This window comes from Nocardioides insulae DSM 17944 (assembly GCF_000422825.1).
In the GTDB taxonomy this organism is placed as follows: Bacteria; Actinomycetota; Actinomycetes; order Propionibacteriales; family Nocardioidaceae; genus Nocardioides; species Nocardioides insulae.
Genome location: NZ_KE383929.1, coordinates 324,317 through 346,897 on the forward strand (window position 1 = coordinate 324,317; position 22,581 = coordinate 346,897).

Sequence of the window (22,581 nt, forward strand, 5' to 3'; positions counted from 1 at the left end):
GGCGACATGTCCTTGCACGCGGTCATCGCCGGCTCGTCGGGCTTCCTCGGCACCCACCTCAGCTCCGCCCTGGTGGATCGCGGCCACCGGGTCACCGCACTGGTACGCCGTCGCGCCGATGGCCCCCACGAGGCACAGTGGGATCCCGAGGCTGGCGCGCCGGCCGCCGCCCTCCCCCTGGATCTGATCGCCGGGGCCGACGTGGTGATCAACCTCGCCGGCAGCCCGTTGATCGGCAACCCGCATTCGGCACGCTGGCGCGAGGAGCTGCGCAGCAGCCGCATCCGCACCACCCGTCTGCTCGCGGAGGCGATCTCGCAGGCGGGCCAGGAGGGCGGCCGGCTTCCGGCGTTCCTCGCCGGCAACGGCATCAGCTGGTACGGCGACCACGGCGACCAGCCACTGACCGAGGTGTCCGACTCGCGGGGCCATGCCCTGCTCACCGAGGTGTGCCGTGACTGGCAGCTCGCCGCGACCCCGGCGGTGGAGGCCGGAGCCAGGGTGTGCTGGCTGCGCACCGCTCCCGTGATGGATCGGCAGAACCCCCCACTGGCCCAGTTGCGCCTCCTCGCCAGAGCCGGGCTCAGCGCTCGCCTCGGCAACGGGCAGCAGGTGATGCCGATGATCTCGCTGCGGGACTGGGTCGGCGCAGTGGTGTTCGCGGCCGAGCACGACTCGCTCGCCGGGGCCGTGAACCTGGCGGCACCACGCCTGCCCACCAACGCCGAGTTCACCTCGGCCCTCGCGCGGCAGGTGCATCGGCCGGCGTTCCTGTTCGCCCCGGGCGCAGCGCTGAAGGTGGCCGCCGGCCCGATGGCGCCCGAGCTGCTCGGCTCGGTCAACGCCCGGCCCGCCGCGCTCGAGCAGGCCGGCTATCTCTTCCTCGACCCGGGGGTCGAGGAGATCCTCAGGTCCGGACTCTCCGCACGGAGCTGACCCGCCAGCCGGCCCCCACCCGACGCAGCTCGATCCGCCGCGTCGAGATCCGACCCGCAGGCAGCGCCACCATCCGCACACCGCCGACCACCCGTGCCCCGAGTAGCCGATCACGTACGCGCAGGGTCCAGCCCCGGTCGCCGTACCCAGCGAGCACCTCGACCTCGAGGATCCGGGTGCGCAGGTGCTCGACCCGAAGTCCGCGCGCCCGCCAGGCCCGCAACTGGTCCACGTCCGCGCGGCCGGCGGGCGCGCGTGCGACGTACAGCCCCCTCAGGGTGCGGGGGTCGCCTCGGGCCCATGCCCGGGCGCGGGCCCGATCCCAGCCGCGCAGCACTGTGGCCGCTCTCACGGCCGTGCGTGTCGAGGGCGCTCCCACGATCGGGGCGGGCGAGGTGTCAGGATGCTCTCGCTCGGCCACCGGCCGATCACCCGAGCGCGCCAGGATCGGCGCTGCCACGGCGATCGCGGTCACGAGCATCGCGAAGAGCAACAGGTGTCCGAGTCGAGGCCGGGGGCCACGGGCCGCATGGCGGGAAGGGGTGGAGGTCATGACTGACGTCCTACCCTCTTCCGAGGTCGCCCGCGGGAGTTCTCCACAGGGGCCTCGACGACCCCGGCGGGTCACCCGGCGCGGGCTGTTCGCCGCGGCCGGTGCCGGCTTGGTGGCCGCCGGCGCCTCCACCGCCGCGGTCGCGGTGTGGCGCGACATCCGCGCTCACCAGGGCGACCCGTTGGTTCCGCCCTCGCCCACTCGGGAGCCCTCGCCCCAGCAGTCCTACTGGCAGGGTGACGCAGTGATCGAGGAGCATCGCTTCCGCTCGGTCCATCGCGGGCCCACCGGGTATGCCGTCCTGCACCCACCCGGCGCCGCCCCGACCTCCGTCCTGCCCGTGGTGATCGCCCTGCACGGATGGCGGGACGACCATCGGGTGCTGCTCGGCCAGCGTTTCCAGCTCGGCCGGTTCCTCACCGAGGCGGTCGCCGCCGGCGTACCCCCGTTCCGGATCGTCACCGTCGACGGCGGTACGTCGTACTACCACCCGCACCAGGGCGAGGACGCCGGCGCGATGGTGATCGACGAACTCCTCCCCCGCCTCGCCGATACCGGTCTGGCCACGGCGCCGTCCGATCGGATCGGACTGCTCGGCTGGTCGATGGGCGGGTACGGAGCCCTCCGGCTCGGCGGCATCCTCGGCCCGGACCGGGTGGCGGCGCTGTGCGCGGTCAGCCCCGCGCTATGGCAGGACCCGCACCTGGCCAGCCGAGCAGGCTTCAGCAGCGCCCGCGAATACCGCCGCTACTCCGTCCTGGGTCGGCAGTCGGATCTGGACGGCATCCCGGTGCGGATCGACTGCGGCACCCGCGACCGTTTCGTTCAGGCGACCCGCTCCTACGTGGACGGGTTCACCCGGCCGATCGAGGGCGGCTTCACGCCCGGTGCCCATGTGGCGTGGTTCTGGCGACGGGTCCTCCCCGATCAGTTGTCCTACCTCGGGCGTACCCTCTCGGCATGAGCCAGACCGCGGAGCCCGCCGCCCTCGCCAGCGTCACCTCACGGCACGGCACGGTCCGCTTCGAGTGGCTCGGCCGCGTCGACTACCTCGACGCCTGGGAGCTGCAGAAGCAGGTGCACGCGCGCGTCGTGGCCCGCGAGCAGGACGACACCGTCCTCCTCCTCGAGCATCCGCCGGTCTTCACCGCGGGCAAGCGCACCGATCCGCACGAGCGTCCGCTCGACCCGGGGGGCGCCCCGGTGGTCGACGTCGACCGCGGCGGCAAGATCACCTTCCACGGCCCGGGCCAACTGGTCGCCTATCCCATCATCCGGCTCCCCGAGAAGGTGCGGGTCGTCGACTTCGTGCGTCGCCTGGAGGAGGCCATGATCGGGGTCTGCGCCGACTACGGCATCGCCGCTGCCCGCGTTCCCGGCCGCAGCGGCACCTGGCTGGCCGAGAGCGAGCAGGGTCCCGAGCGCAAGATCGGCGCGATCGGTCTCCGGGTCAGCCAGCACGTCACGATGCACGGCCTTGCTCTCAACTGCGACGTCGACCTGGGGTGGTACGACAGGTTCGTCCCCTGCGGCATCTCGGACGCCGGCGTCACCACCCTCACCCACGAGACCGGGCGGGAGGTCACCGTCACCGACGCACTGCCGCTGCTCCATCGCCGGCTCGCCGAGATGTTCGCCTGGGAGCCCTACACCCGCACCCCCGACTATGCGCCGAAGCCGGAGCCGGGTCACCACCCCCGCGTCGAGCTGCTGCGCCCGAGCACCTGACCGGGCCCTGCGACACCGATCAGGTGACCGGCCGCGCTGCGTCGTACCCTTGATCTGTGACCGATGCCCCAGCGCCTGAAGGCCGGAAGCTCCTCCGTCTGGAGGTCCGGAACGCCCAGACCCCGATCGAGCGAAAGCCCGCCTGGATCAAGACCAAGGCGAAGATGGGCCCGGAGTACAAATCACTCCAAGGGCTGGTGAAGTCCGAAGGCCTGCACACCGTGTGCCAGGAGGCCGGCTGTCCCAACATCTTCGAGTGCTGGGAGGACCGCGAGGCCACCTTCCTCATCGGCGGCGACCAGTGCACCCGACGCTGTGACTTCTGCCAGATCGACACGGGCAAGCCCCAGCCGCTGGACCGCGACGAGCCTCGCCGGGTCGCCGAGTCCGTGCAGAAGATGGAGTTGCGCTACGCCACCATCACCGGCGTCGCCCGCGACGACCTCCCCGACGGCGGCGCGTGGCTCTACGCCGAGACCGTCAAGCAGATCCACGAGCTCAACCCCGGCACCGGGGTGGAGAACCTCATCCCCGACTTCAATGGCCGGCCCGAACTCCTGACCGAGGTCTTCGAGTCGCGTCCCGAGGTCTTGGCCCACAACGTCGAGACCGTGCCCCGGATCTTCAAGCGGATCCGCCCCGCCTTCCGCTACGAGCGCTCCCTGGACGTCATCACCCAGGCCCGGGAGTTCGGGCTGGTCACCAAGTCCAACCTCATCCTCGGCATGGGCGAGACCCGCGAGGAGATCTCCCAGGCCCTGCACGACCTCCACGACGCCGGCTGCGAGCTGATCACGATCACGCAGTACCTGCGCCCCTCGGTCCGGCACCACCCCGTGGAGCGCTGGGTCAAGCCGGAGGAGTTCGTCGAGCTCCGCGAGGAGGCCGACCAGATCGGCTTCTCCGGCGTGATGTCAGGACCCCTCGTCCGTTCGTCCTACCGTGCCGGCCGCCTGTACCGTCAGGCGATGGACGCGCGCGAAGGCGCGTCGGCCGCCGTCTGACCGCCCGCCCTTCCTTCCTTCTGCTCCCGAAAGAGGCACCACCCGCATGTCGCAGCTCGACCCGAGCAACATGAGCCGACGTCAGCAGTTCGTCGAGACCTACCGGCTCACCAAGACGACCGACCCCAAGATCGGTCTGATCCTTCTCGCCGTGTTCGTGGTCTGCGCCGCGGTCGGCTTCGGCATCTTCTGGATCCTGCCCGGCAGCGGGCTGCTCAGCTGGGTGCTCTCGATCATCGGCGCGATCCTCCTCGGTGCCCTCGGTGCGATGGTCGTCTTCGGCCGGCGAGCGCAGAAGGCCGCTTACACCCGCATGCACGGCCAGCTCGGCTCGGCGGCCGCGGCCCTCGGCATGCTCCGCAAGGGGTGGAAGGTCGAGCCCGCCGTCGGCTTCACCAAGCAGCAGGACGTCGTTCACCGCGTCGTGGGTCCCCCGGGCATCGTCCTGGTCGGTGAGGGCAACCACAACCGGGTCAAGGGACTCCTGATCAGCGAGCGCCGCAAGCACGAGCGGGTCGTCGTCGACGTGCCCGTGCACGAGCTGATCTGCGGGGACGAAGAGGGCGAGATCGCGCTGGACAAGCTGCTCAAGCACGTGCAGAAGCTGGGCCGCAGGATCAAGCCCGCCGAGCAGACCGACGTGCTCAACCGGCTCAAGGCGATCGACACGGTCCGCGGCAAGGTGCCGCTGCCCAAGGGGCCGGTCCCCACCAGCATGAAGGGCATGCGGGGTAACCTGCGCGGCCGCTGAGTCGCCTGCCTGACACGCCCCCGGTCCTGCCACCTCGGTGGTCGGACCGGGGGCGTTGTGTTCGTTCGGCAAAGGTATGTCGCTGGATGTGCGCCCCTCTACCGGACCTCCACCAGGGACGTGACCGTTGGGCTACATGCCTCGAGCAACGGGCACCCGGTCCACCCTCAGCGGCCGGTGACGAACCGCGCGCGATAGGTCTGCAGGGTCACGCTCGCCGTACCCACTGCGAGGTCGTGCAGGCCACGCCCGTCCGGCTTGAAGACCAACGGCGGTACGACGAGGATCACCAGGACCTGTCGGGCCAGGGAGCGCAGCAGGTCGAGCGGCCGCGGATCGTCGACGACTCGGACCGTCCGCAGGCGGGTGGCGAGCTTGCCGAAGGACCCGCCCACGGTCGCGGTCAGCAGGGCCGACTCGACGACGTACACGAGCAGCACCACCCCCTGCTCCGGCCCGCCGGGGCTGAGGAACTCCGACCAGCCGAGGATGAACGCGGCGACCAGCGAGGACACCACCCAGTCCACCAGGAGTGCCAGCGCCCGCCGGGGCCAGGACGCCGTCTCGAAGGGCAGCGCACCGGCGCCGGTGGTCGGATGGGAAGGCGTTGTGCTCACCGGGTTAGCCTAGGAGCCGCAACCCGGACGCCGGCGTCCGGCCGACCCGAAAGCTGTAACATCGCTGAAACATTGCGGTGACGGTGAGGCAATCCCGGCGACCTAGGTTGCTCACACGTCGGGGACAGGACCCCCGATGCAATCTCGCAAGAGCTGGCGCGTCCAGACGCGGACCGCCAAGGAGGACGAATGTTCAGCAACCCCGACGAGCTGTTCGCCTATATCAAGGACCAGGGTGTCGAGATGGTCGACATCCGATTCATGGACCTTCCGGGCATCCAGCAGCACTTCACCGTTCCCGTGTCGTCGTTCACGCCGGATGTATTCGAGACCGGCTTGGCCTTCGACGGCTCGTCGATCCGTGGGTTCCAGGCGATCAACGACTCCGACATGGCGCTGTTCCCCGATGTGACCACCGCCTTCATCGACCCGTTCCGCCAGGCCAAGACCCTGGCCCTGGACTTCTTCGTCCACGACCCGATCACCGGCGAGGCCTACTCCCGCGACCCGCGCAACATCGCCCGCAAGGCGATGAGCCACCTGGCCACCACGGGGATCGCCGACACCGCGTTCTTCGCGCCGGAGGCGGAGTTCTACATCTTCGACTCGGTGCGCTACAACACCGACGCCCACGAGGCCTTCTACCACATCGACTCCGTCGAGGGCTGGTGGAACTCCGGCCGCCAGGACGCCAACAACCCCAACCTGGGCTACAAGACCCGGTTCAAGGGCGGCTACTTCCCCGTGGCGCCGTACGACCACTACGGCGACCTGCGCGATGACATGGTGAAGAACCTCGAGGCGGCCGGCCTGCTGGTCGAGCGTGCCCACCACGAGGTCGGCACCGCCGGTCAGGCGGAGATCAACTACCGCTTCGACAAGCTGCTCAAGGCTGCCGACGATGTCATGAAGTTCAAGTACATCATCAAGAACACCGCCTGGCAGCAGGGCAAGTCGGTCACCTTCATGCCCAAGCCGATCTTCGGTGACAACGGCTCCGGCATGCACGTGCACTCCTCGCTCTGGAAGGACGGCGACCCGCTGTTCTACGACGAGGTCGGCTACGGCGGTCTCTCCGACATCGCCCGCTGGTACATCGGCGGCATCCTCGAGCACGCCCCGGCGCTGCTCGCCTTCACGAACCCGTCGGTGAACTCCTACCACCGTCTGGTGAAGGGCTTCGAGGCCCCGATCTCGCTGGTCTACTCCTCGCGCAACCGCTCCGCCTCGGTCCGGATCCCGATCACCGGTTCCAACCCGAAGGCCAAGCGCGTCGAGGCCCGCTTCCCCGACCCGTCGGCCAACCCGTACCTCGCGTTCTCCGCGCTGATGCTCGCCGGTCTCGACGGCATCCAGAACAAGACCGAGCCGCCGGCCCCGATCGACAAGGACATCTACGAGCTCCCGCCGGACGAGATGGCCGAGATCGCCCAGGTCCCGACCTCGCTCGACCAGGTGCTCAACGCCCTCGAGGACGACCACGACTTCCTCACCGTGGGCGACGTGTTCACCCCCGACCTGATCGACACCTGGGTCAGCTACAAGCGCGAGCACGAGATCGCGCCTGTCCAGCAGCGCCCCCACCCGCACGAGTTCGAGCTCTACTACGACATCTGAGTCTCAGCGGTTGCTCAGATTCACCACCGATGGCCCCGGGTCGCCCCGGGGCCATCGGCCATTTTTGCTTCTTGGCGATCTCCGACGTTCGCGCGGGTCAGCAGCGGTGCCCGAGTCGAGGATCGGGCGACCGGCTGCTGACCTGCGCGACTCCGTCTCAGATCATCGTGCGACCGAGAAGACGCAGGGTCACGGGGTCACGGGGTCACGATCGCGAAGTCCGGGTTGCCCGGGTCGAGGATGGCCGTGAGCCGCTCCAATGCCGTCCGGTCGCCGCTGACCTCCACGCCGTCCGCGGTGGCGCCTCCACCGAGCACCAGCGCCGAAAGCTGGTGGCGCGTGGTGGTGATCGTGGCGTCCGCGGCACCGGCCTGCGGCCGGGGGCTGTAGGTCAGCGCGCCGTTGGCGAGCCGGAGCCGATAGCGCTGGTCGGTGTCGGTGACGACGATGTCGATGCTCAGCTCGACGTCCCACGCCGCCGGACCGTTGACCTGGATGGCGATCGCGTCGAAGAGCATCTCGGGACTGAGCTGGGCGACCATGTCGGGCGAGTTGGTCACCGTCGGCGTTCCGAACTGGCCGTTGCGCAACTCATAGGCTCCGGAGAGGTAGAAGTTGCGCCAGGTGCCGTTCTCTGAGCCGTAGCCGAGCTGTTCGAGGGTGTCGGCGAGCAGCCCTCGTGCCGCGTCATGGCCGGGCTCGGCGAAGACCACGTGGCTGAGCACCTCGGCGGCCCAGCGGAAGTCGCCGGAGTCGAAGGCGGCCTGGCCGTTCGCGAGGACCGCGTCGGCGCCACCGCCCAATTGGAGGTACCGCTTCGCCTTCTCCGCCGGAGGGTGCTCCCACAGATGAGCCGGGTTGCCGTCGAACCAACCGAGGTAGCGCTGGTAGATGGCCTTCACGTTGTGGCTGACCGAGCCGTAGTAGCCCCGCGTGGACCAGGAGTTCTCCAACGCCGGCGGAAGGACGATCTGTTCGGCGATCTCCGGACCGGTCAGGCCCTGGTTGAGCATCCGCAGGGTCTGGTCGTGCAGGTATGCGTACAGGTCGCGCTGCAGGGAAAGGAACTCGACCACCCGCCCGTTGCCCCATGTCGGCCAGTGGTGGGAGGCGAAGACGACCTCGATGTCGGAGCTGAACAGGTCGATGGTCTCGGTGAGGTACTTCGCCCAGACGTGAGGATCACGAACCACCGCGCCACGGAGGGTGAGCAGATTGTGCAGGTTGTGCGTCGCGTCCTCGGCGGCGCACAGAGCCTTGAAATCGGGGAAGTAGAAGAGCATCTCCGAGGGCGCTTCGGTGCCGGGCGCCATCTGAAATACGATGCGGACCCCGTCGACGACCTCCTCCTGACCCGTGGTGGTGATCTCGAGGGTCGGCGCGATGAAGGTCACCGTGCCGGTCGAGGTGGTCTGGCCGAGCCCCGCGCCGAGCGCACCTTCGGCGCTGCGCGGCAACGCGGCGCCGTACATGTAGCCGGCTCGCCGGCCCATCGCGGTGCCGGCGTAGACGTTCTCCGACACGGCGTGCTCGACGAAGCCCTCAGGAGCCAGCACCGGGACCCGGCCCGCGTCGACGTCCTCCTGGGTGGTGACCCCCTTGACCCCGCCGAAGTGGTCGACGTGGGAGTGGGTGTAGATCACCCCGGTGACCGGCCGGTCACCACGATGCTCGCGGTAGAGCGCGAGGGCGGCCGCGGCCGTCTCGACCGAGATCAGCGGGTCGATCACGATCACCCCGGTCTCCCCCTCGATGAAGCTGATGTTCGACAGGTCCATCCCGCGAACCTGGTACACGCCCGGGACGACCTCGAACAGACCGTCGGAGGCGACCAGGGTCGACTGCCGCCACAGGCTCGGGTTCACGGTGGCCGGCGCGTCACCAGTGATGAAGTCATAGGTGTCGTTGTCCCACACGAGCTTCCCGTCGGCCGAGGTGACGGCGTTCGGGCTGCGACGGCCCAGGAACCCGCGTTCGACGTCGTCGAAGTCGGTGGTGTCGGCGAAGGGCAACTGTGACCGCAGTGTCTCCTGCTGCTGGGTGATGGTGGACGATGCTGGCTTCGGCTCTGTCGGCATGGCTCGGCCTTCCCACCTTTCCTGGAGGCGTGGAAGTACCACTCGAGGGTGGTGGGACACCTCACCTTCGCCCTCGAGGCGAGGCCCCGCCGGAGGTTCCTTGGCCGGCAGCGGTGCCAACACTCGGCCTCGCCGCCGGTGGCAGCCCGGGGCCGGTGACTCCCCCGCTCACGCCGGCGCCATGAGCCGAGGCGGTGGTTGCACGCGGACCGATCGGGGGGATCCGGAGGGGCCGTTCCGGCGTAGCATTCCGAGCGGGCGCCGCCGCCCAGCGATCACACGAAAGGACGCCTCGTGAGCGACCAGCAGGTGAAGATGATCATCTTGTCCACCGACGACCTCGATGAGTCGATCGCGTTCTACACCGAGACGCTCGGGTTCAGCCTCAAGTTCCGCGACGGCGCGCACTTCGCCGCGCTGGACGGCGGACCGGTGACGCTGGCGCTGGCCACCTCGATCGATCATCCGTTGCCGGGCAAGGTGGTGGTCGGCGTACGCACCGAGGACGTCGATGGTGCCGCCCGGGCCATCGAGGAGAACGGCGGTGCCGTCGTGAAGGCTCCCTACGACGACGCCCACGAGCGCCGAGCGGTCGTATACGACAACCAGGGCAACGGCCTGGTCTTCTACCGACCACTGCCACGCTGAGTCCGCGACCGCGGATGTCCTCACCATCATCGGCGCGGGCACGCCGACTCCTGCTGACCGTCGACGCGCCCTCCCTGCTGCACCGCCACCACCACGCCCGCGCGTACACCCGGATGACCGACCGCAACGGCCGCCCTGCCTGGGCGTTGCACGGGATGCTCCGCCAGATCCTCGACGCGATCGACCGGTTCGCACCGGACGCCGTGATCTTCGGACTCGACGACCGGGGCGGATCGGTACGCAGGGATCGCTACCCCGACTACAAGGCCGGCCGCGCCGAGAAGGACCCCGACCTGGTCGACCAACTCTCCCGCGCCGGCGCGATGCTCGACGCACTCGGGCTCGCCACCGTGACCCCGCCCGGATTGGAGGCCGACGACGTCAACGCCTCCGCGGCCGCGTGGGCCGGTCGGCACGGGTGGGACTGCACCATCGTCACCTCCGACCGCGACTCCTTCGCCCACATCAGTGACCACACCCGGGTGCTCCGGCTGATCGACGGGGGCATCAACGGTTCGCCACTGATCACCCCCGAGCGACTGGTGACCATGTACGGCGTGGCCCCCGAGGACTATCTCCAGTTCGCCGCCGTCCGCGGGGATGCCAGTGACAACCTTCCCGGCATCGCGGGCATCGGGGAGAAGACCGCGGCGGCCCTCCTCACCCAGGTCGCGCCGATGGAGGCGATCTGGGCCGACATCGAGCACGACGAGGGTCGGGGCGTGGTCGCCGCCTTCGACTCGTGGTGCGAGGAGACCGGCGCACGCCGGATGGGCGCCACCGTGCTCAAGCGCCTGAGCGCCCCCGGCGCCCGCGAGCGCTACGACTTCAACCTGGAGATGATGGCCGGTCACCTCGACGTGGATCTCGGCATCACCCCGGACGTGCCGGGCACTCCCGGACTGCTGCCACTCGACATCGACCGGGTCAGGCGGGTCGTGGGGCACCTCGGCATCCAGGAGACGACCGACCTGGCGGTCCGCGTGCTCAGCGGCGCTCCTGCCTCCGCCGATCCGGGGCTGCCGGTCCCGCACTAGCCCGCGTCCATCGCCGGCCACGTGCCCCGCCGTGGCGCGCGGGAGCCGGGAGTCTCGACCCGCTCGGCATAGCATCGGGCTCCGCGAGCACCACGCACGGCTGATCGAGGGGGCACCATGGGCGATGAGGTCGAGGAGCGAGCCTTCTCCTCCGAGGACCGCACCCGGCACCGCGAGAAGATCCGTCGCAGCCTGGACGTCCTGGCCCGGCTGCTGCGCTCGGAGCGGTTCGAGTCAGCGCGGCCGATGACGGGGATGGAGGTCGAGCTCCATCTCGTCGACGGCCACGGCGACCCAGCCTCGACCAGCGCCGAGGTGCTGGAGACGCTGGACGACGAGGAGTTCCAGACCGAGCTGGGGCAGTTCAACCTCGAGATCAACCTGCCGCCGGTGCCTCCCGGCGAGGGCGGCCTCGGCACGCTGGAGGCCGGGCTGCTCCGGCGACTGGCCCGGACCGCCCGTCATGCCCGGGCGCACGACTCCCAGCCGGTGATGATCGGCATCCTGCCGACGCTCCGCGAGGAGCATCTCCAGCAGCGATACCTCAGCGACGACCCACGCTACCGACTGCTGGAGAAGCAGATCCTCCGCGACCGCGGCGAACACCTGCGGATCCGGATCTCCGGCCGGGAGCGGGTCGATCTCACCTCGGACACGATCATGCCCGAGGCCGCATGCACGAGCGCGCAGTTCCACGTCCAGGTGCGCCCGGAGGAGTTCGGCCAGTACTGGAACGCGGCGCAGGCCATCGCCGGCTTCCAGCTCGCGGTGGGCGCCAACTCGCCGTACCTCCTCGGCCAGGAGCTGTGGCGCGAGACCCGGATCCCACTGTTCGAGCAGGCGACCGACACCAGGCGCGAGGAGTTGAAGGCCCAGGGGGTACGCCCGCGGGTCTGGTTCGGGGAGCGCTGGATCACCTCCGTGTTCGACCTGTTCGAGGAGAACGTGCGCTTCTTCCCGGCGCTCCTGCCGGTGCTCGAGGACGAGGACCCCGTGGCGGTGCTGGACGACGGCGGGGTGCCGACCCTGCCGGAACTGCGCCTGCACAACGGCACCGTGTATCGGTGGAACAGACCCGTCTACGACGTGGTGGACGACGGGGACGGGCCGGTCCCGCACCTCCGCGTCGAGAACCGGGTACTCGCGGCCGGCCCGACCGTCCTGGACACGATGGCCAACCACGCCTTCTTCCTCGGCCTCGTGCGCGCCCTCGCCGAGGCGCCCCGATCGGTGTGGACCCGGATGCCCTTCGAGATCGCCGAGCAGAACTTCCACCTCGCCGCGCGGCTCGGAGTCGACGCGCAACTGGCCTGGCCGGAGCACGGCCAGGCCCCCGCCACCGAGATCGTGCTCCGAGAACTGCTCCCGCTGGCCCACAGTGGCCTGAGCTCCTGGGGCGTCGATCAGGCCACCGCCGGGCGTCTGCTGGGTGTCATCGAGGGCCGCTGCGAGCGCCGGACGAACGGCGCGGCCTGGTTCGTCGGCCGTGTGCGTGAGCGGCTCGATGCCGGGGAGGACCGGCACACCGCTCAGCGCGCCGCCCTCCTGGAGTACTGCCGCAGAGCGGACACCGGCGACCCCGTCCACACCTGGGTGTGAGCCGCCCGAGGTGGTGCGACGGGGTGCCGGAGGGTCGCGCTCAGTCGGTCGTGAGGCGCAGCAGGCCGTGGGTGACGTCGCCGTCGGCCCAACTGCTCGCGCCCAGTGCGTCGAGCGGCTCGACGTTGGCGATCACCTCGGCCGGAGCTCCGCCGCTCTCCAGCACGTCGGTGAGCCAGCCATCGGCCGCGTCGAAGTTGACGTAGAGCAGGCCGGTGGCGTCGCCCTGATCGGGGATGACGTCGCGGTAGGCGTCGGTGTCTCCGAGCCCGCCGTCCTCGAGCAGCATGGCGAGGTAGTCGGGGTCGGGTCCGATGGCGACGACGTCGCCCTCCCCGCTGGACCCGAGCACGCTCCCGGTGGGATCGATCTGGGGACGGACCTTGTCCAGCACCCCCTCGATCTCAGCCGGGTCACCCTCGACCTTCAGCCCGATGGGAAGGGCGGAGGGGTCGGTGGCTCCGGACAGGGCCTCGGGATCGATGTCACCGTCGAGCGCGAGCGCGGCGGACTCGCCGAGGAGCGCTTCGGCGTCGTCGGGGAGGTCGAGGCCGGTCGCGGCCTCCGCCTGTGTGAGGAGCTCGTCGGCGGACATACCGGTCGACTCCGCGAGGGAGTCGAGGACCTGGTCCACCCAGCCGTCGGCGAGCCCCACCCCCAGCGCCACCGACGTGCTCTCCGGGAGGGTGGCGACCATGTCGCCAGCCCGCCCGGAGGAGAGCGACTCCTCCGCGGCGCCTTCGAGGCCCGAGGCCACCTCGATCTCCACGCCGCCGTCGGCGAAGCGCAGCGTGCCGGCGAACCCCTGGAAGGAGTCGGCCGGGTCGGCGGTCGACTCGTCGGAGACGGGGCTCTCCCCGAGGAGACCGAGCCCCTGCCCCATCCCGCCGAGATCTTCGAAGTACTTGCTCGCGGCGGGTGCGGCGTACACCGTCGCGATCCCCGGGTCGCCCGCCTCACCGGTCCAGTGCTGGAAGTCCGAGTCGGAGGCGAGGTCGCCGTCCGCGGTCGCCGCCACGATCTCCTCGGCCACCTCGGTGCTATCGGCCAGGACGACCCAGCCATCGCTGAAGGCCCATCCGGAGTCACCATCAGCGGCGCAGGTGGTCAGCGCGGCCTCGGTGGCTTCCTCGTCATCGGTCTGGAGCACGATCGCAGTCGCCGGCTCCTCCCCGCCCAGGTCCACCGCGGCCGCACCGGCCCTGTGACCGAGCCACGGCTCGATGTCCTGGTCGTAGTCGAGCCCCTCGCAGGAGGAGTCGGCCTGGATCTTCTCGAAGAGCCACTTCCTGATGTCGTCATCCGCGCCCAGGTCGAGTTGCTCGTCGAGCCCCGGGAACTTCTTCAGTGTCTCCAGTGCCGCGATCTTCTGGCCACCGTTCGGGTCGAGGTCGACACCCACGTAGCCGATCGTGCCCGCCGGGAGCGCCTCGGCCGGCTGAGCACCCGTACTGAGGAACGCCATCGCCGCCCAGGCACCGCCGCCGATCAGGGCGACCCCGGCCACGGATCCCGCGATCACGGCGATCGTCGCGCCCCGACGTCGGCCTCGTCCTCCGCCGGCGCCACCACCGGGCGGGGGCCCGTACGCCGGACCCGCGGGCGGCGGACCCATCGGTGGCGGGCCCATCGGCCCTCCCAACGGCGCCCTGGAGGAAGGCGGACCTGCGGGCGGGGGGCCTGCGGGCGGTGGGCCTGCGGGCGGTGGCGGCAGCGGGTTGTCGGACATGGCTTCCCCTCGGTCGGTGCGTACGTCGCGAGGCTACCCAGGCACGCCGACTTCAATCCGGCCTGATCGGGCTGCCTCGGATCCGACCCGCGCGAGGTCCGGACGCGGCCCGGTCGGAGGCGATCCACCGCGCGAGGCGACCGGAGTTCGGCGGCGGCGCGTGCCGGTCAGGCGGGCGGGGATTGGCTGGGCAGCCGACGGGTGAGGACCAGGTCCTCGGCCACCTCGCGGAGTTTGCGGTTGTGGTCCTGGGAGTAGCGCCGCAACACCTGGAAGGACTGGTCGGCGTCGAGGCCGAACCGCTCCATCAGGATGCCCTGCGCCTGCCCGATCCGCTTACGGGTGTCCAGAGCGATCCGCAGATTGGTCTCCTGGAGAGTCGTGGCCAGCGCCACCGCGGCGTGCCTCCCGAAGACGTGGGCGAAGGCGACCTCGTCCTCGGAGAACTCGCGGCTCTGCTCCCAGAACAGATTGAGCGCGCCGACCCGGCGGCCGCCGACATCGGGCAGGGAGATGGCCAGCACGCTGGCGACACCGAGGGCGGCCGCCCTCGGACCCCACTTCGGCCAGCGCGGGTCGGTGGCGAGTCGCGGTGCCCGAAGGGTCTCTCCCTCCCAGGCGCTGTCGACACAGCTGCCCTCCTTGAGCTCGTACTGCAGCTCGTCCACCTTCACCACGACGTCGGAGGTGGGTGCCACCGTCTTGAGCCGCCCGCCACGTTGGATGAGCGTGATCCCGGCATGGTCGGCGTCCAGCTGCTCCCGCGCGTAGCCCACCACCTGCTCGGCCGTCTCGGTCACGGAAGGGGCGGCGTGCAGTTCGGCGGCGAGCCTGGCGAACTCCTCGGCGTTCAGATCTGAGCTCATCCGTCTTCTCCTGGTCCTGGAGCGCACCTGAATTCTCCCACCCGGCCGCTTCCAGACCAACCAGTGGCGCAGTGATCTTGTCATGCCCCGGACGTGCATGGCACCTGCCTGGCTGGGTACTCGGGACCAAGGTCGAAGCAGAGTGCGCACACCGACATTCGGCTCAGGCTTCGGGCGTCCAGACCAGTGGCGCCCGAAGCCGTCGCGGCGACGTGTTCGACGGCGATCCGGCCTCGACACGGCACCGGCCCACCCACCCGACCGGATCGAGGACCGGGCATCCTGGAGGGGTGCGATTCACCGAGAACGAACTCACCGCGGCGCTGACGGGCGCGGCGAAGGCCGTGGTGGCCGCGGACCGGAAGCACCGCAAGCGCGGCGCCGACATCGACGAGGTCTGGGACGGGATGGACCGCTACCAGCGCTTCACCATGCTCGACGCGCTCGGCAGCCAGATCCTGCCGGTCCTGGTGGCGCTGCCGGACGTCGAGGTCGAGCCGGGCACCCGGCCCACCTTCACCGAGCAGCAGGTCAAGGACACCGTGACCGACCTGGTGGGTGAGGAGCACGGCAGGCTGCGCCGCGCCGTACTCATCAAGTCCCGCATCGCGCTCGTGCAGACCGCCCTGGCGCACGTACCCCCGCGGCTGGATCCCGACGCGATCCTTCCCACCGACGGGCTCTAGTCCGAGTCCGTTCCGCGCTGCCGCCCGCCGGAAGGCTCGCCTCTCCGGGTCAGCGCGCGACCTCCCCGGCTTCGCGAGCGCGGTACGACGTCCCGCCGCCGGGGAGCATCCGCGGCAGCAATCGGTTGCCGACCACCGTGCCGACGTGCACGGCCAGCGCCGCGAAGAAGGCGAGGTGGCCGCCGATGTGCACCCACACGGGCCCGCCGGCGATCAGCACGAGTCCGGTGACGGGGACCGCGACCTGGAGGCTGAGCATCGTCCGCTCCGTCACCTGGACCAGGCGCCTTCGGGTCGGGTTCAGCCGGGGAGACCAGGGCGGGAGCGGGGTGCTCGCCCGCCAGACCAGCCGGAGCAACGCCAACCCGAGGATGAGGAGTCCGAGCAGGATGTGGGTCTCCGGGAGCGAGAGCCCGTCGGCGAACCCGTCACCGCCCGAGGTCAGCTCCGCCCAGGCGGTGCCGAGGGTGTCGTCGGCCTCGTCCTCGAGGCGGTCCTGCCCGGCCTCGCAGCGCTCCTCCAGTCGATCCAGGCGGGCCTGCTCCGCATCGGTCGTGTCGCCGCCGCTGCGCCCCTCACCCGGCGGGTCACACTCGACCTCCGGCACGTCTGTCTCCGTCGACATCAGGTAGCCGACGCCGAACTGGGCAGCGAAGGCAAGCACGGTCGACCAGTGCAGGGTCTTGGTCACCGCGCCGTAGCCGTGCGGGCCGTTGCGCAGTCGCATGGTCCAGTTGTAGCCGACTCGCGCACCGGTGTGGGCGGCAGTGGGTAGCGTGCCAGCCGGGAGCCGGTTCGTGCGACGGTTCGGTCCGAGGGTGCGACCACGGCTCCCATCACCCATCCCCTGCCGAGGAGGATCCATGGATGCCAGTCCCGACAGCGCCCTCGACACCGGAGCGGTGGACGCGCTCTTCGCCCGACGCTTCGCGGAGGGGCTGACGCCGGGCCAGGTGCACGGGGTGGTGCGCGGCTCGGCGCTGATCCACGTGGGCTCCTCGGGTACGACGCGACCCGGCCCGGCGGGCGGCGTGCTGCCGGGGCCCGACCACGTGTTTCGGATCGCCTCGATGTCGAAGTCGTTCACCGCGGCGGCCCTGTTGCTCCTCCGCGACCGCGGGCACCTGGATCTGGACGACGCGGTGGCGCAGTACGTCCCGGAACTGGTCGACCAACCGCCGTACGCGCCCGACAGCCCGGCCCTGACCCTGCGGCATCTGCTCACCATGAGTGGTGGGCTGCTGACCGACGACCCGTGGGGGGACCGCCAGGAGTCGCTGAGCCATGCGGAGTTCGGCACCTTCCTCGACGGCGGGTTCACCATCGGTGCCCACCCCGGCACCCGGTTCGAGTACTCCAACCTCGGCTACGCGATCCTCGGCCGGGTGATCGAGCAGGTGGTCGCCGAGACCAGCGGTATCCCGCCGGAGGGTGCACACCGCATCCTGATCGAGCGGGAGCTGTTGGCCCCACTCGGCATGACCGCCACCCGGTACGACGCAGCCGCGGTCGGTCCCGCCCTGGTGGCCGGCCACGTCAAACGCGCCGAGGAGTGGGTCGAGCTGGCCCCGACCCCGCCCGGTGCCTTCTCCGCGATGGGTGGGCTGCACAGCACGCTGGGCGATCTGGCCCGCTGGGTGGGCGGGTTCGTCAGCGCCTTCGACCCCGCTCCGGATGACCACCCGCTGTCCAAGGCCGCGCGGCGCGAGATGCAGCAACTGCACCGGTTCGCCGGCGTGAACGGCGAACTCACGGTGCCGGCGGCGCACGCCGTGCCGAGCCTCGGCGCGACCGCCAACGGCTACGGCTTCGGCCTGTTCGTCACCCACGACTCCGACCTCGGGCACCTGGTCCACCACGCCGGCGGCTACCCCGGCTACGGCTCGCGGATGCTGTGGCATCCCGCCACCGGGCTGGGAGTGGTGACCCTCAGCAACGCCACCTATGCCGGCGCCTACGACCAGGCCATGGACGCGCTCAGGCTGCTGGTCCGGGGGGCCGCTCGGGGCGGGCCCGCGCCCGTCGTACCGGCGACGTTGGACAGCGTGGTGGCGGCCTCCGATCGGCTGGCCGCGCACGCCACCGGGGCGGCCCTCACGCCCTTCGCCGACCCGGACCACTTCGCCGAGAACGTCGAACAGGACGTGCCGGACGCCGAACGCCACCGACTGCTCGAGGCGGCCCACGCACGCGCCGGCACGGTCGATCCGCCGGACGCCACTCCGGCGGTGTGGAGCCGCGCGATGGCGCACGCGGGATGGGTGCTGCCGGCCGCCGAGGGGCACTACGAGCTCGAACTGCTGCTCAGCCCCGAGGCCCATCCGCGCATCCAGCAACTCCGGGTCACCGCGTTGCCGACGCTGGGGGCGGAGGAACTGTTGCGGGCCCGCACCGCCCTCGAGGCCGAGGAGCCGGTCGCCGTGCTGCTACGCGCCTTCGGCCCTCCCGTCCTGGTCGAGCGCCCGGTCCGGGTGGGCGCGGACGGCACCGAGCTGCTCGTCTCCGCCGGTCACACCTGGTGGCAGGTACTGCTCGCCCCCGGCACCGTGACCCTCACCCCCCATCCCACGTCCGCCTACCCCCGCCTGCGCGTCCTGGCCGCCGCGCTGCGGGAGCGGTGAAACCCCCGATCGCCGCGTGCCAGGCCCGAGACGTCCCGCCGGACCGCCGGCGGGCACCCGCCCCCGAGGAACGACGATGGTGCAGGTCCCCAGCCGGGTGTTGCCGGCGTACTTCCGCTTGATCGGCGCGCAGCGCAAGTTCGCCTCCCGTTCGGAGGCGGCCAAGCATCTGGCCGCCTCGGCAATGCGGCCGGCGACGTACGGGCCTCCGCGCAGGCTGCGTGGCGACGTGACCGTCGAGGTGGAGCAGCGGGAGGGGTGGCCCGTCTACACGGTGCTCCCCCGCACCGGGCGACCGCGGGGCGGGGTGGTCTACCTCCACGGAGGTGGGTGGGTGAACCAGATCGTGCGGGAGCACTGGCTGCTGATCACCCAGATCGCCGCCGAGGCCGGCCTCGCCGTCACGGTGCCGATCTATCCGCTGATCCCCTTCGGCCAGGCGGCCGAGGTGGTCACCACGAGCGCCCGGCTGTGGCTCGAGGCCGCGCAGCGCTACGGTCCGACGGCGCTGGCCGGCGACTCCGCCGGCGGGCAGATCGCACTGTCCACCGCGATCCTGCTGAGGGACGAGTACGACGCCGCCGTCCCGTCCCTGCTGATCTCGCCGGCGCTGGACCTGGAACTGACCAACCCCGAGGTAGACCTCGTGCAGCCGAGCGACCCGTGGCTGGGGCGGGAGGGCGGCGTGTTCTTCGCGGATGTCTGGCGCGGGGACCGTGACTGGCGGGACCCGTTGGTGAGCCCGCTCTTCGGCGACCTCGCCGGGCTGGGCCCGCTGAGCGTCTTCACCGGCACCCGGGACATCCTCAACCCGGATGCCCGCCTGCTGCGCGACCGCGCCCGGGCGGCAGGTGTCGAGGTCGACTTCCAGGAGGCCCCCGGCCTGCTGCACGTCTATCCGCTCACCCCCACCCCCGAGGGCGCCGCGGCCCGACGCCGGATCGTGGAGACGCTCGGCTCGATCGGCTGAGCCGGCAGGGAGGGCACATCGTCCCCGGCCTCACTCCCTGCCGTACATCAGGGAACCGGGGGTGGTGAGGCGTTGACCGGTCTCCAGGAGGGTCTTGAGCCCGGAGAGGATCATCGGCCAGCCGCCGTAGAGTTCGGCGTTGGCCGCCTCGGGGAGCTGGTCGTGGATGACGGTGAGGCGGCACGAGTCGCCGACCTGCTCGATCTCCCAGGTGACCCGGGTGGCACCGAGCGACCTGACCTGGTCGCTCCACAGCGCGGTGAAGGTCTGGACGAGCAGGTGCGGCGGCTCGACGACGAGGTTGTCCCCCTCGCTGATGGCGGTGCCCGGGACGCCGGCGCGGTAGGTCGATCCGGCGGTCCACTCGGACTCGACCCCGACGCCGAAACTGTACGTGGCGCGAAGATCGGGGTCGACGATCGCCTGCCACAGGCGGTCGGGCGTGGTCTTGATGTAGATCTCGAACACGGCGGTGTCGCCCACGGGGGCGGTGCCGCGCTGGAACGAGACGGGCGCAATGGTGTCGTTCACGAGGGCTCCTCGAGACTCCTCTTGAGCTGGGACAGGGTGGCCGTCCACGGCTCGGCGTACTTGCTGACCCATCGATCGTGGATGAGGCGGATCGGGATGGGGTTGAGGTGGTGCAGCTTCTCGCGGCCCTGCTTGCGGGACACGACCAGGCCAGCCGCCTCCAGCACCTTGAGGTGCTTCATGACTCCGAATCGCGACATCGGTAGCCGCTGCTCGAGCGCGGTCAGGGTCTGACCGTCCTCGGCGAACAACGCGTCCAGCAGGGCCCGGCGGGTGGGATCCGCGAGCGCCTTGAAGACGTCGTCCTCATCCATCGCCCCACAATAGGTGACCATTTAGTCACATGTCAACGGCTCTGCGGCCGGTCGGGCCGAGGCCTCCCGAGGCTGAGGCGTCGGGGCAGGTGTGCCCGATCGTCCGGTAGAGCCGCGTACCGTCCACGCTCGGCCCAGTAGGGTCGGGTCGTGCTGGAATTCATGGAGTACGGCGACGGGCTCGGCGCGGCCGGTACGGTGCTGCGCGAACACGCCAACCGCAACGGACCGCAGGCAGCGGTCCCCACCTGTCCCGGCTGGACGCTGCGCGACCTTGTCGCCCACCAGGGCGCCGTGCACCGCTGGGCCGCCGGCGTGATCCGCACGGGGTCGCTCGACACGGTCGACGCCGACGCCTCGTTCGCGGAGGGGCTGGCCGATCCGGACCAGCTGACCTGGTTCGACGAGGGCGCCCGCGCACTGCTCCAGGCGCTGGCCGATGCACCCGAGGACCTCGACGTGCCGTTCTTCCTGGCCGGCGATCCCCCGCCCCTGATGGGCTGGGCCCGTCGACAGTGCCACGAGACCACCATCCACGCCGTGGACGCGATGTCGGCCTCCTTCGGCCGCGCACCGCTCCCGGCGGAGACCTGGCTGGGTCCGCGGCTGGCCGCCGACGGGGTCGACGAACTGCTCACCGGCTTCCTACCGCGTCGCCGGCACCGCCTCCGCTCCGAGTCCCCGATCACGGTCCGGGTCGAGAGCACGGACACGGGTCAGGCCTGGACCCTGTCGGTCTCCGCGGAGCCCGTGACCACCGTCCGGGGCGGCGAGGCGAGCGCGGACGTCGTCCTCTCCGGCACGGCGGTCGAGCTCTATCTCGGCCTCTGGAACCGCAGCGATGGCCCCACCTCCTCGGACCCCGGCTTCCTCACCCAGTGGCGCGACCAGATGCAGGTCAGCTGGCGCTGAACCCCGACCGTCCCGGTCCGGCCGGAGATCAGCCGCCTTCAAATGGGGCATGACACGGCCTGATCGACGGGTCTTCCATTCTGGGTGGGAGGGAAAGACCCCCCACAGGTCAAAGGGGACCGGATGAAAACGACCACCAGACGCATCGGGACGGGGGTGGTCACCGTCGCGCTCGCGCTGGTGGCGGCCCCCGCGATCGCGGGCAACGGACACGGCGGTGGCTCCTCCACCGCGCTGCGCACCATCACGGCGCTCGACGGCCCTCGCGGCGTCGACGCCCTCGGCCACGGCCGCACCCTCGTCACCGAGACCGGCGGCGCGTTCAGCCTGGTCGTCGAACAGCGGCGCAAACCGGCGAAGGTCATCCCCCTGGGCGCACTGCCCGGCGGACTACCACCGGCGATCGCGGCCGGCAGCCACGGGAGCGTCTACCTGCTCACCGGCGCCGCGGAAGGTCCGCCCGAGGACGAAACACCCGCGCCCGAGGCGCTCGAGCCGACCGAGCCCGGTCCCGCTGCGGGGGCGACGCTGTTCAAGTGGCGCCCCGGCTGGTCCAAGCCGAAGCCGGTCGCGGACATCGGCGCCTACCAGGCCGACGACGTCGACCCGTACGACCTGGAGGACAACCCGGAGGAGAGCAATCCCTACGGCCTCGCCGCGCTCCGCGACGGCACCGTCCTGGTCGCCGACGCGGCCGGCAACGATCTGCTCCGGGTCTGGCCGAACGGGAAGATCCGGACGGTCGCCCGGGTCCTGCCACGGACGGTGACCGTGCCCGAGGGTCTGCCCGACGTTCCTGAGGAGGAGGGCGGTCCGCTACCGCCTGCCGGTCTGGAACTACCGGCCGAAGCGGTCACCACGTCCGTGACGGTCGGCAAGGACGGCTACTGGTACGTCGGCGAACTGCGCGGCTTCCCCGCAACGCCGGGAACCTCGCAGATCTGGCGTATCAAGCCCGGCTCGGTCAACGCCACCTGTGACCCGGAGCGGCCGCGCAACCGGCAGTGCACCAGGTACGCCGACGGGCTGACCTCGGTGACCGACCTCGCCAGCGGACCGTACGGCATCTACGCGATGTCGCTGTCCAAGATGGGGTGGCTGTCGATGGAGTTCGGAGTGCCCGGATCGGAGGTGGGCGGCCTGTTCCTCGTCGGTCAGCGGAAGGGACGCACCTACACCAAGGAACTCCTGACCGACCAGCTCATCATGCCCGGTGGGGTCGACGTCAACGGCCGGGAGATCTACGTGACCGGCCCGATGTTCGGACCGGGCGCGCTGATGAAGGCCGGCTGACCCACCTCGGTGTGGCTCCCCGTCTCCCGAGGACGCGGGAGCCACACCCCGACCGCAGAATCCTCGTGGTCCGGACGGGAACCGATCGCCC

General features: G+C 70.8%; 22 protein-coding genes. 14 read left to right on the plus strand and 8 right to left on the minus strand.

Translation table 11 applies throughout. The features are described 5' to 3' along the window. Positions 1-6: 6 nt before the first annotated feature. A complete protein-coding gene (locus G515_RS0116085) occupies positions 7-936 on the plus strand; it encodes a TIGR01777 family oxidoreductase (protein WP_036555890.1) in 930 nt (309 codons plus the stop codon). Here G515_RS0116085 and G515_RS0116090 read toward each other — a convergent pair. After that, on the minus strand, positions 908-1,489 hold the full coding sequence (locus G515_RS0116090) for a hypothetical protein (RefSeq protein ID WP_157571147.1): 582 nt from the start codon (positions 1,487-1,489) through the stop codon (positions 908-910). The two genes, G515_RS0116085 and G515_RS0116090, sit on opposite strands and share 29 nt — an antisense overlap. Here G515_RS0116090 and G515_RS21890 point away from each other — a divergent pair. From G515_RS21890 to G515_RS0116110, 4 genes are read left to right on the plus strand one after another with little or no spacing between them, the layout of a single operon-like run. Further along, complete coding sequence (locus G515_RS21890; protein WP_157571148.1) at positions 1,488-2,453, plus strand: alpha/beta hydrolase; 966 nt, start codon at positions 1,488-1,490, stop codon at positions 2,451-2,453. The genes G515_RS0116090 and G515_RS21890 overlap by 2 nt on opposite strands. Next, positions 2,450-3,217: a lipoyl(octanoyl) transferase LipB gene (lipB, locus tag G515_RS21895; RefSeq protein ID WP_051218487.1), complete on the plus strand. Its 768-nt coding sequence runs from the start codon at positions 2,450-2,452 to the stop codon at positions 3,215-3,217. The genes G515_RS21890 and lipB overlap by 4 nt, the downstream gene beginning before the upstream one ends. A 56-nt stretch (positions 3,218-3,273) precedes the next feature. Further along, the gene (gene lipA / locus G515_RS0116105; protein ID WP_028660975.1) at positions 3,274-4,221 is read left to right on the plus strand and encodes a lipoyl synthase; all 948 of its coding nucleotides are present in this window, start codon (positions 3,274-3,276) and stop codon (positions 4,219-4,221) included. Between the two features lie 46 nt (positions 4,222-4,267). Further along, the gene (locus G515_RS0116110; protein ID WP_028660976.1) at positions 4,268-4,972 is read left to right on the plus strand and encodes a DUF4191 domain-containing protein; all 705 of its coding nucleotides are present in this window, start codon (positions 4,268-4,270) and stop codon (positions 4,970-4,972) included. Positions 4,973-5,139: 167 nt separating this feature from the next. Here G515_RS0116110 and G515_RS0116115 read toward each other — a convergent pair whose 3' ends face one another. Continuing rightward, positions 5,140-5,589, minus strand: a complete 450-nt coding sequence (locus G515_RS0116115; RefSeq protein WP_036555891.1) for an RDD family protein — start codon at positions 5,587-5,589, stop codon at positions 5,140-5,142. 189 nt (positions 5,590-5,778) lie between these two features. On the opposite strand from G515_RS0116115, the gene glnA reads away from it, so the two are divergent. After that, positions 5,779-7,206, plus strand: coding sequence for a type I glutamate--ammonia ligase (glnA, locus tag G515_RS0116120; RefSeq protein WP_028660978.1), 1,428 nt, complete (start codon positions 5,779-5,781; stop codon positions 7,204-7,206). A 197-nt stretch (positions 7,207-7,403) separates the two neighbouring features. On the opposite strand, the gene G515_RS0116125 is transcribed toward glnA, so the two are convergent. Further along, positions 7,404-9,284 carry an alkyl/aryl-sulfatase gene (locus tag G515_RS0116125; protein ID WP_028660979.1) on the minus strand — a complete coding sequence of 627 codons (1,881 nt, stop codon included), beginning with the start codon at positions 9,282-9,284 and terminating at the stop codon, positions 7,404-7,406. Between the two features lie 294 nt (positions 9,285-9,578). Here G515_RS0116125 and G515_RS0116130 point away from each other — a divergent pair, with 294 nt between their 5' ends. From G515_RS0116130 to G515_RS0116140, 3 genes are all read left to right on the plus strand, one after another. Further along, positions 9,579-9,932 (plus strand): VOC family protein, encoded by a 354-nt coding sequence (locus G515_RS0116130; protein WP_028660980.1) that lies wholly within the window; start codon positions 9,579-9,581, stop codon positions 9,930-9,932. Between the two features lie 14 nt (positions 9,933-9,946). Beyond that, positions 9,947-10,969: a 5'-3' exonuclease gene (locus G515_RS21900; protein ID WP_036555892.1), complete on the plus strand. Its 1,023-nt coding sequence runs from the start codon at positions 9,947-9,949 to the stop codon at positions 10,967-10,969. Between the two features lie 117 nt (positions 10,970-11,086). Then, positions 11,087-12,568, plus strand: a complete 1,482-nt coding sequence (locus tag G515_RS0116140; RefSeq protein WP_028660981.1) for a glutamate-cysteine ligase family protein — start codon at positions 11,087-11,089, stop codon at positions 12,566-12,568. A 40-nt stretch (positions 12,569-12,608) separates the two neighbouring features. Here G515_RS0116140 and G515_RS0116145 read toward each other — a convergent pair whose 3' ends face one another. Further along, positions 12,609-14,090: a DUF3352 domain-containing protein gene (locus G515_RS0116145; protein ID WP_028660982.1), complete on the minus strand. Its 1,482-nt coding sequence runs from the start codon at positions 14,088-14,090 to the stop codon at positions 12,609-12,611. Positions 14,091-14,464: 374 nt separating this feature from the next. Next, complete coding sequence (locus tag G515_RS21905; RefSeq protein ID WP_036555893.1) at positions 14,465-15,163, minus strand: GAF and ANTAR domain-containing protein; 699 nt, start codon at positions 15,161-15,163, stop codon at positions 14,465-14,467. A 290-nt stretch (positions 15,164-15,453) separates the two neighbouring features. Between G515_RS21905 and G515_RS0116155 the strand changes: the two genes are divergently transcribed. Next, complete coding sequence (locus tag G515_RS0116155; RefSeq protein WP_028660983.1) at positions 15,454-15,849, plus strand: hypothetical protein; 396 nt, start codon at positions 15,454-15,456, stop codon at positions 15,847-15,849. Positions 15,850-15,898: 49 nt separating this feature from the next. Here the strand turns inward: G515_RS0116155 and G515_RS0116160 are convergent, their stop codons facing one another. Next, positions 15,899-16,576: a cytochrome b/b6 domain-containing protein gene (locus tag G515_RS0116160; protein WP_169570665.1), complete on the minus strand. Its 678-nt coding sequence runs from the start codon at positions 16,574-16,576 to the stop codon at positions 15,899-15,901. 136 nt (positions 16,577-16,712) lie between these two features. Here G515_RS0116160 and G515_RS22805 point away from each other — a divergent pair, with 136 nt between their 5' ends. Then, positions 16,713-18,470 carry a serine hydrolase domain-containing protein gene (locus tag G515_RS22805; RefSeq protein WP_051218488.1) on the plus strand — a complete coding sequence of 586 codons (1,758 nt, stop codon included), beginning with the start codon at positions 16,713-16,715 and terminating at the stop codon, positions 18,468-18,470. 76 nt (positions 18,471-18,546) lie between these two features. After that, the gene (locus G515_RS0116170) at positions 18,547-19,440 is read left to right on the plus strand and encodes an alpha/beta hydrolase fold domain-containing protein (protein WP_028660985.1); all 894 of its coding nucleotides are present in this window, start codon (positions 18,547-18,549) and stop codon (positions 19,438-19,440) included. Between the two features lie 30 nt (positions 19,441-19,470). Here the strand turns inward: G515_RS0116170 and G515_RS0116175 are convergent, their stop codons facing one another. Then, the gene (locus tag G515_RS0116175) at positions 19,471-19,971 is read right to left on the minus strand and encodes an SRPBCC family protein (RefSeq protein ID WP_028660986.1); all 501 of its coding nucleotides are present in this window, start codon (positions 19,969-19,971) and stop codon (positions 19,471-19,473) included. Then, positions 19,968-20,285 carry an ArsR/SmtB family transcription factor gene (locus G515_RS0116180; RefSeq protein WP_036555894.1) on the minus strand — a complete coding sequence of 106 codons (318 nt, stop codon included), beginning with the start codon at positions 20,283-20,285 and terminating at the stop codon, positions 19,968-19,970. The genes G515_RS0116175 and G515_RS0116180 overlap by 4 nt, the downstream gene beginning before the upstream one ends. Positions 20,286-20,435: 150 nt before the next feature. On the opposite strand from G515_RS0116180, the gene G515_RS0116185 reads away from it, so the two are divergent. Both G515_RS0116185 and G515_RS0116190 read left to right on the plus strand, forming a co-directional pair. Continuing rightward, positions 20,436-21,197: a maleylpyruvate isomerase family mycothiol-dependent enzyme gene (locus G515_RS0116185; protein WP_245565441.1), complete on the plus strand. Its 762-nt coding sequence runs from the start codon at positions 20,436-20,438 to the stop codon at positions 21,195-21,197. A gap of 123 nt (positions 21,198-21,320) precedes the next feature. Then, positions 21,321-22,490, plus strand: coding sequence for a ScyD/ScyE family protein (locus tag G515_RS0116190; protein ID WP_157571149.1), 1,170 nt, complete (start codon positions 21,321-21,323; stop codon positions 22,488-22,490). Positions 22,491-22,581 lie beyond the last annotated feature (91 nt).

Coding starts and splice junctions, on each gene's coding strand:
- G515_RS0116085 (WP_036555890.1), top strand. CDS start 7: ATGTCCTTGCACGCGGTCATCGCCGGCTCGTCGGGCTTCCTCGGCACC.
- G515_RS21890 (WP_157571148.1), top strand. CDS start 1,488: ATGACTGACGTCCTACCCTCTTCCGAGGTCGCCCGCGGGAGTTCTCCA.
- G515_RS0116090 (WP_157571147.1), bottom strand. CDS start 1,489: ATGACCTCCACCCCTTCCCGCCATGCGGCCCGTGGCCCCCGGCCTCGA.
- lipB (WP_051218487.1), top strand. CDS start 2,450: ATGAGCCAGACCGCGGAGCCCGCCGCCCTCGCCAGCGTCACCTCACGG.
- G515_RS0116110 (WP_028660976.1), top strand. CDS start 4,268: ATGTCGCAGCTCGACCCGAGCAACATGAGCCGACGTCAGCAGTTCGTC.
- glnA (WP_028660978.1), top strand. CDS start 5,779: ATGTTCAGCAACCCCGACGAGCTGTTCGCCTATATCAAGGACCAGGGT.
- G515_RS0116125 (WP_028660979.1), bottom strand. CDS start 9,284: ATGCCGACAGAGCCGAAGCCAGCATCGTCCACCATCACCCAGCAGCAG.
- G515_RS21900 (WP_036555892.1), top strand. CDS start 9,947: ATGTCCTCACCATCATCGGCGCGGGCACGCCGACTCCTGCTGACCGTC.
- G515_RS0116140 (WP_028660981.1), top strand. CDS start 11,087: ATGGGCGATGAGGTCGAGGAGCGAGCCTTCTCCTCCGAGGACCGCACC.
- G515_RS21905 (WP_036555893.1), bottom strand. CDS start 15,163: ATGAGCTCAGATCTGAACGCCGAGGAGTTCGCCAGGCTCGCCGCCGAA.
- G515_RS0116160 (WP_169570665.1), bottom strand. CDS start 16,576: ATGCGACTGCGCAACGGCCCGCACGGCTACGGCGCGGTGACCAAGACC.
- G515_RS22805 (WP_051218488.1), top strand. CDS start 16,713: ATGGATGCCAGTCCCGACAGCGCCCTCGACACCGGAGCGGTGGACGCG.
- G515_RS0116170 (WP_028660985.1), top strand. CDS start 18,547: ATGGTGCAGGTCCCCAGCCGGGTGTTGCCGGCGTACTTCCGCTTGATC.
- G515_RS0116180 (WP_036555894.1), bottom strand. CDS start 20,285: ATGGATGAGGACGACGTCTTCAAGGCGCTCGCGGATCCCACCCGCCGG.
- G515_RS0116190 (WP_157571149.1), top strand. CDS start 21,321: ATGAAAACGACCACCAGACGCATCGGGACGGGGGTGGTCACCGTCGCG.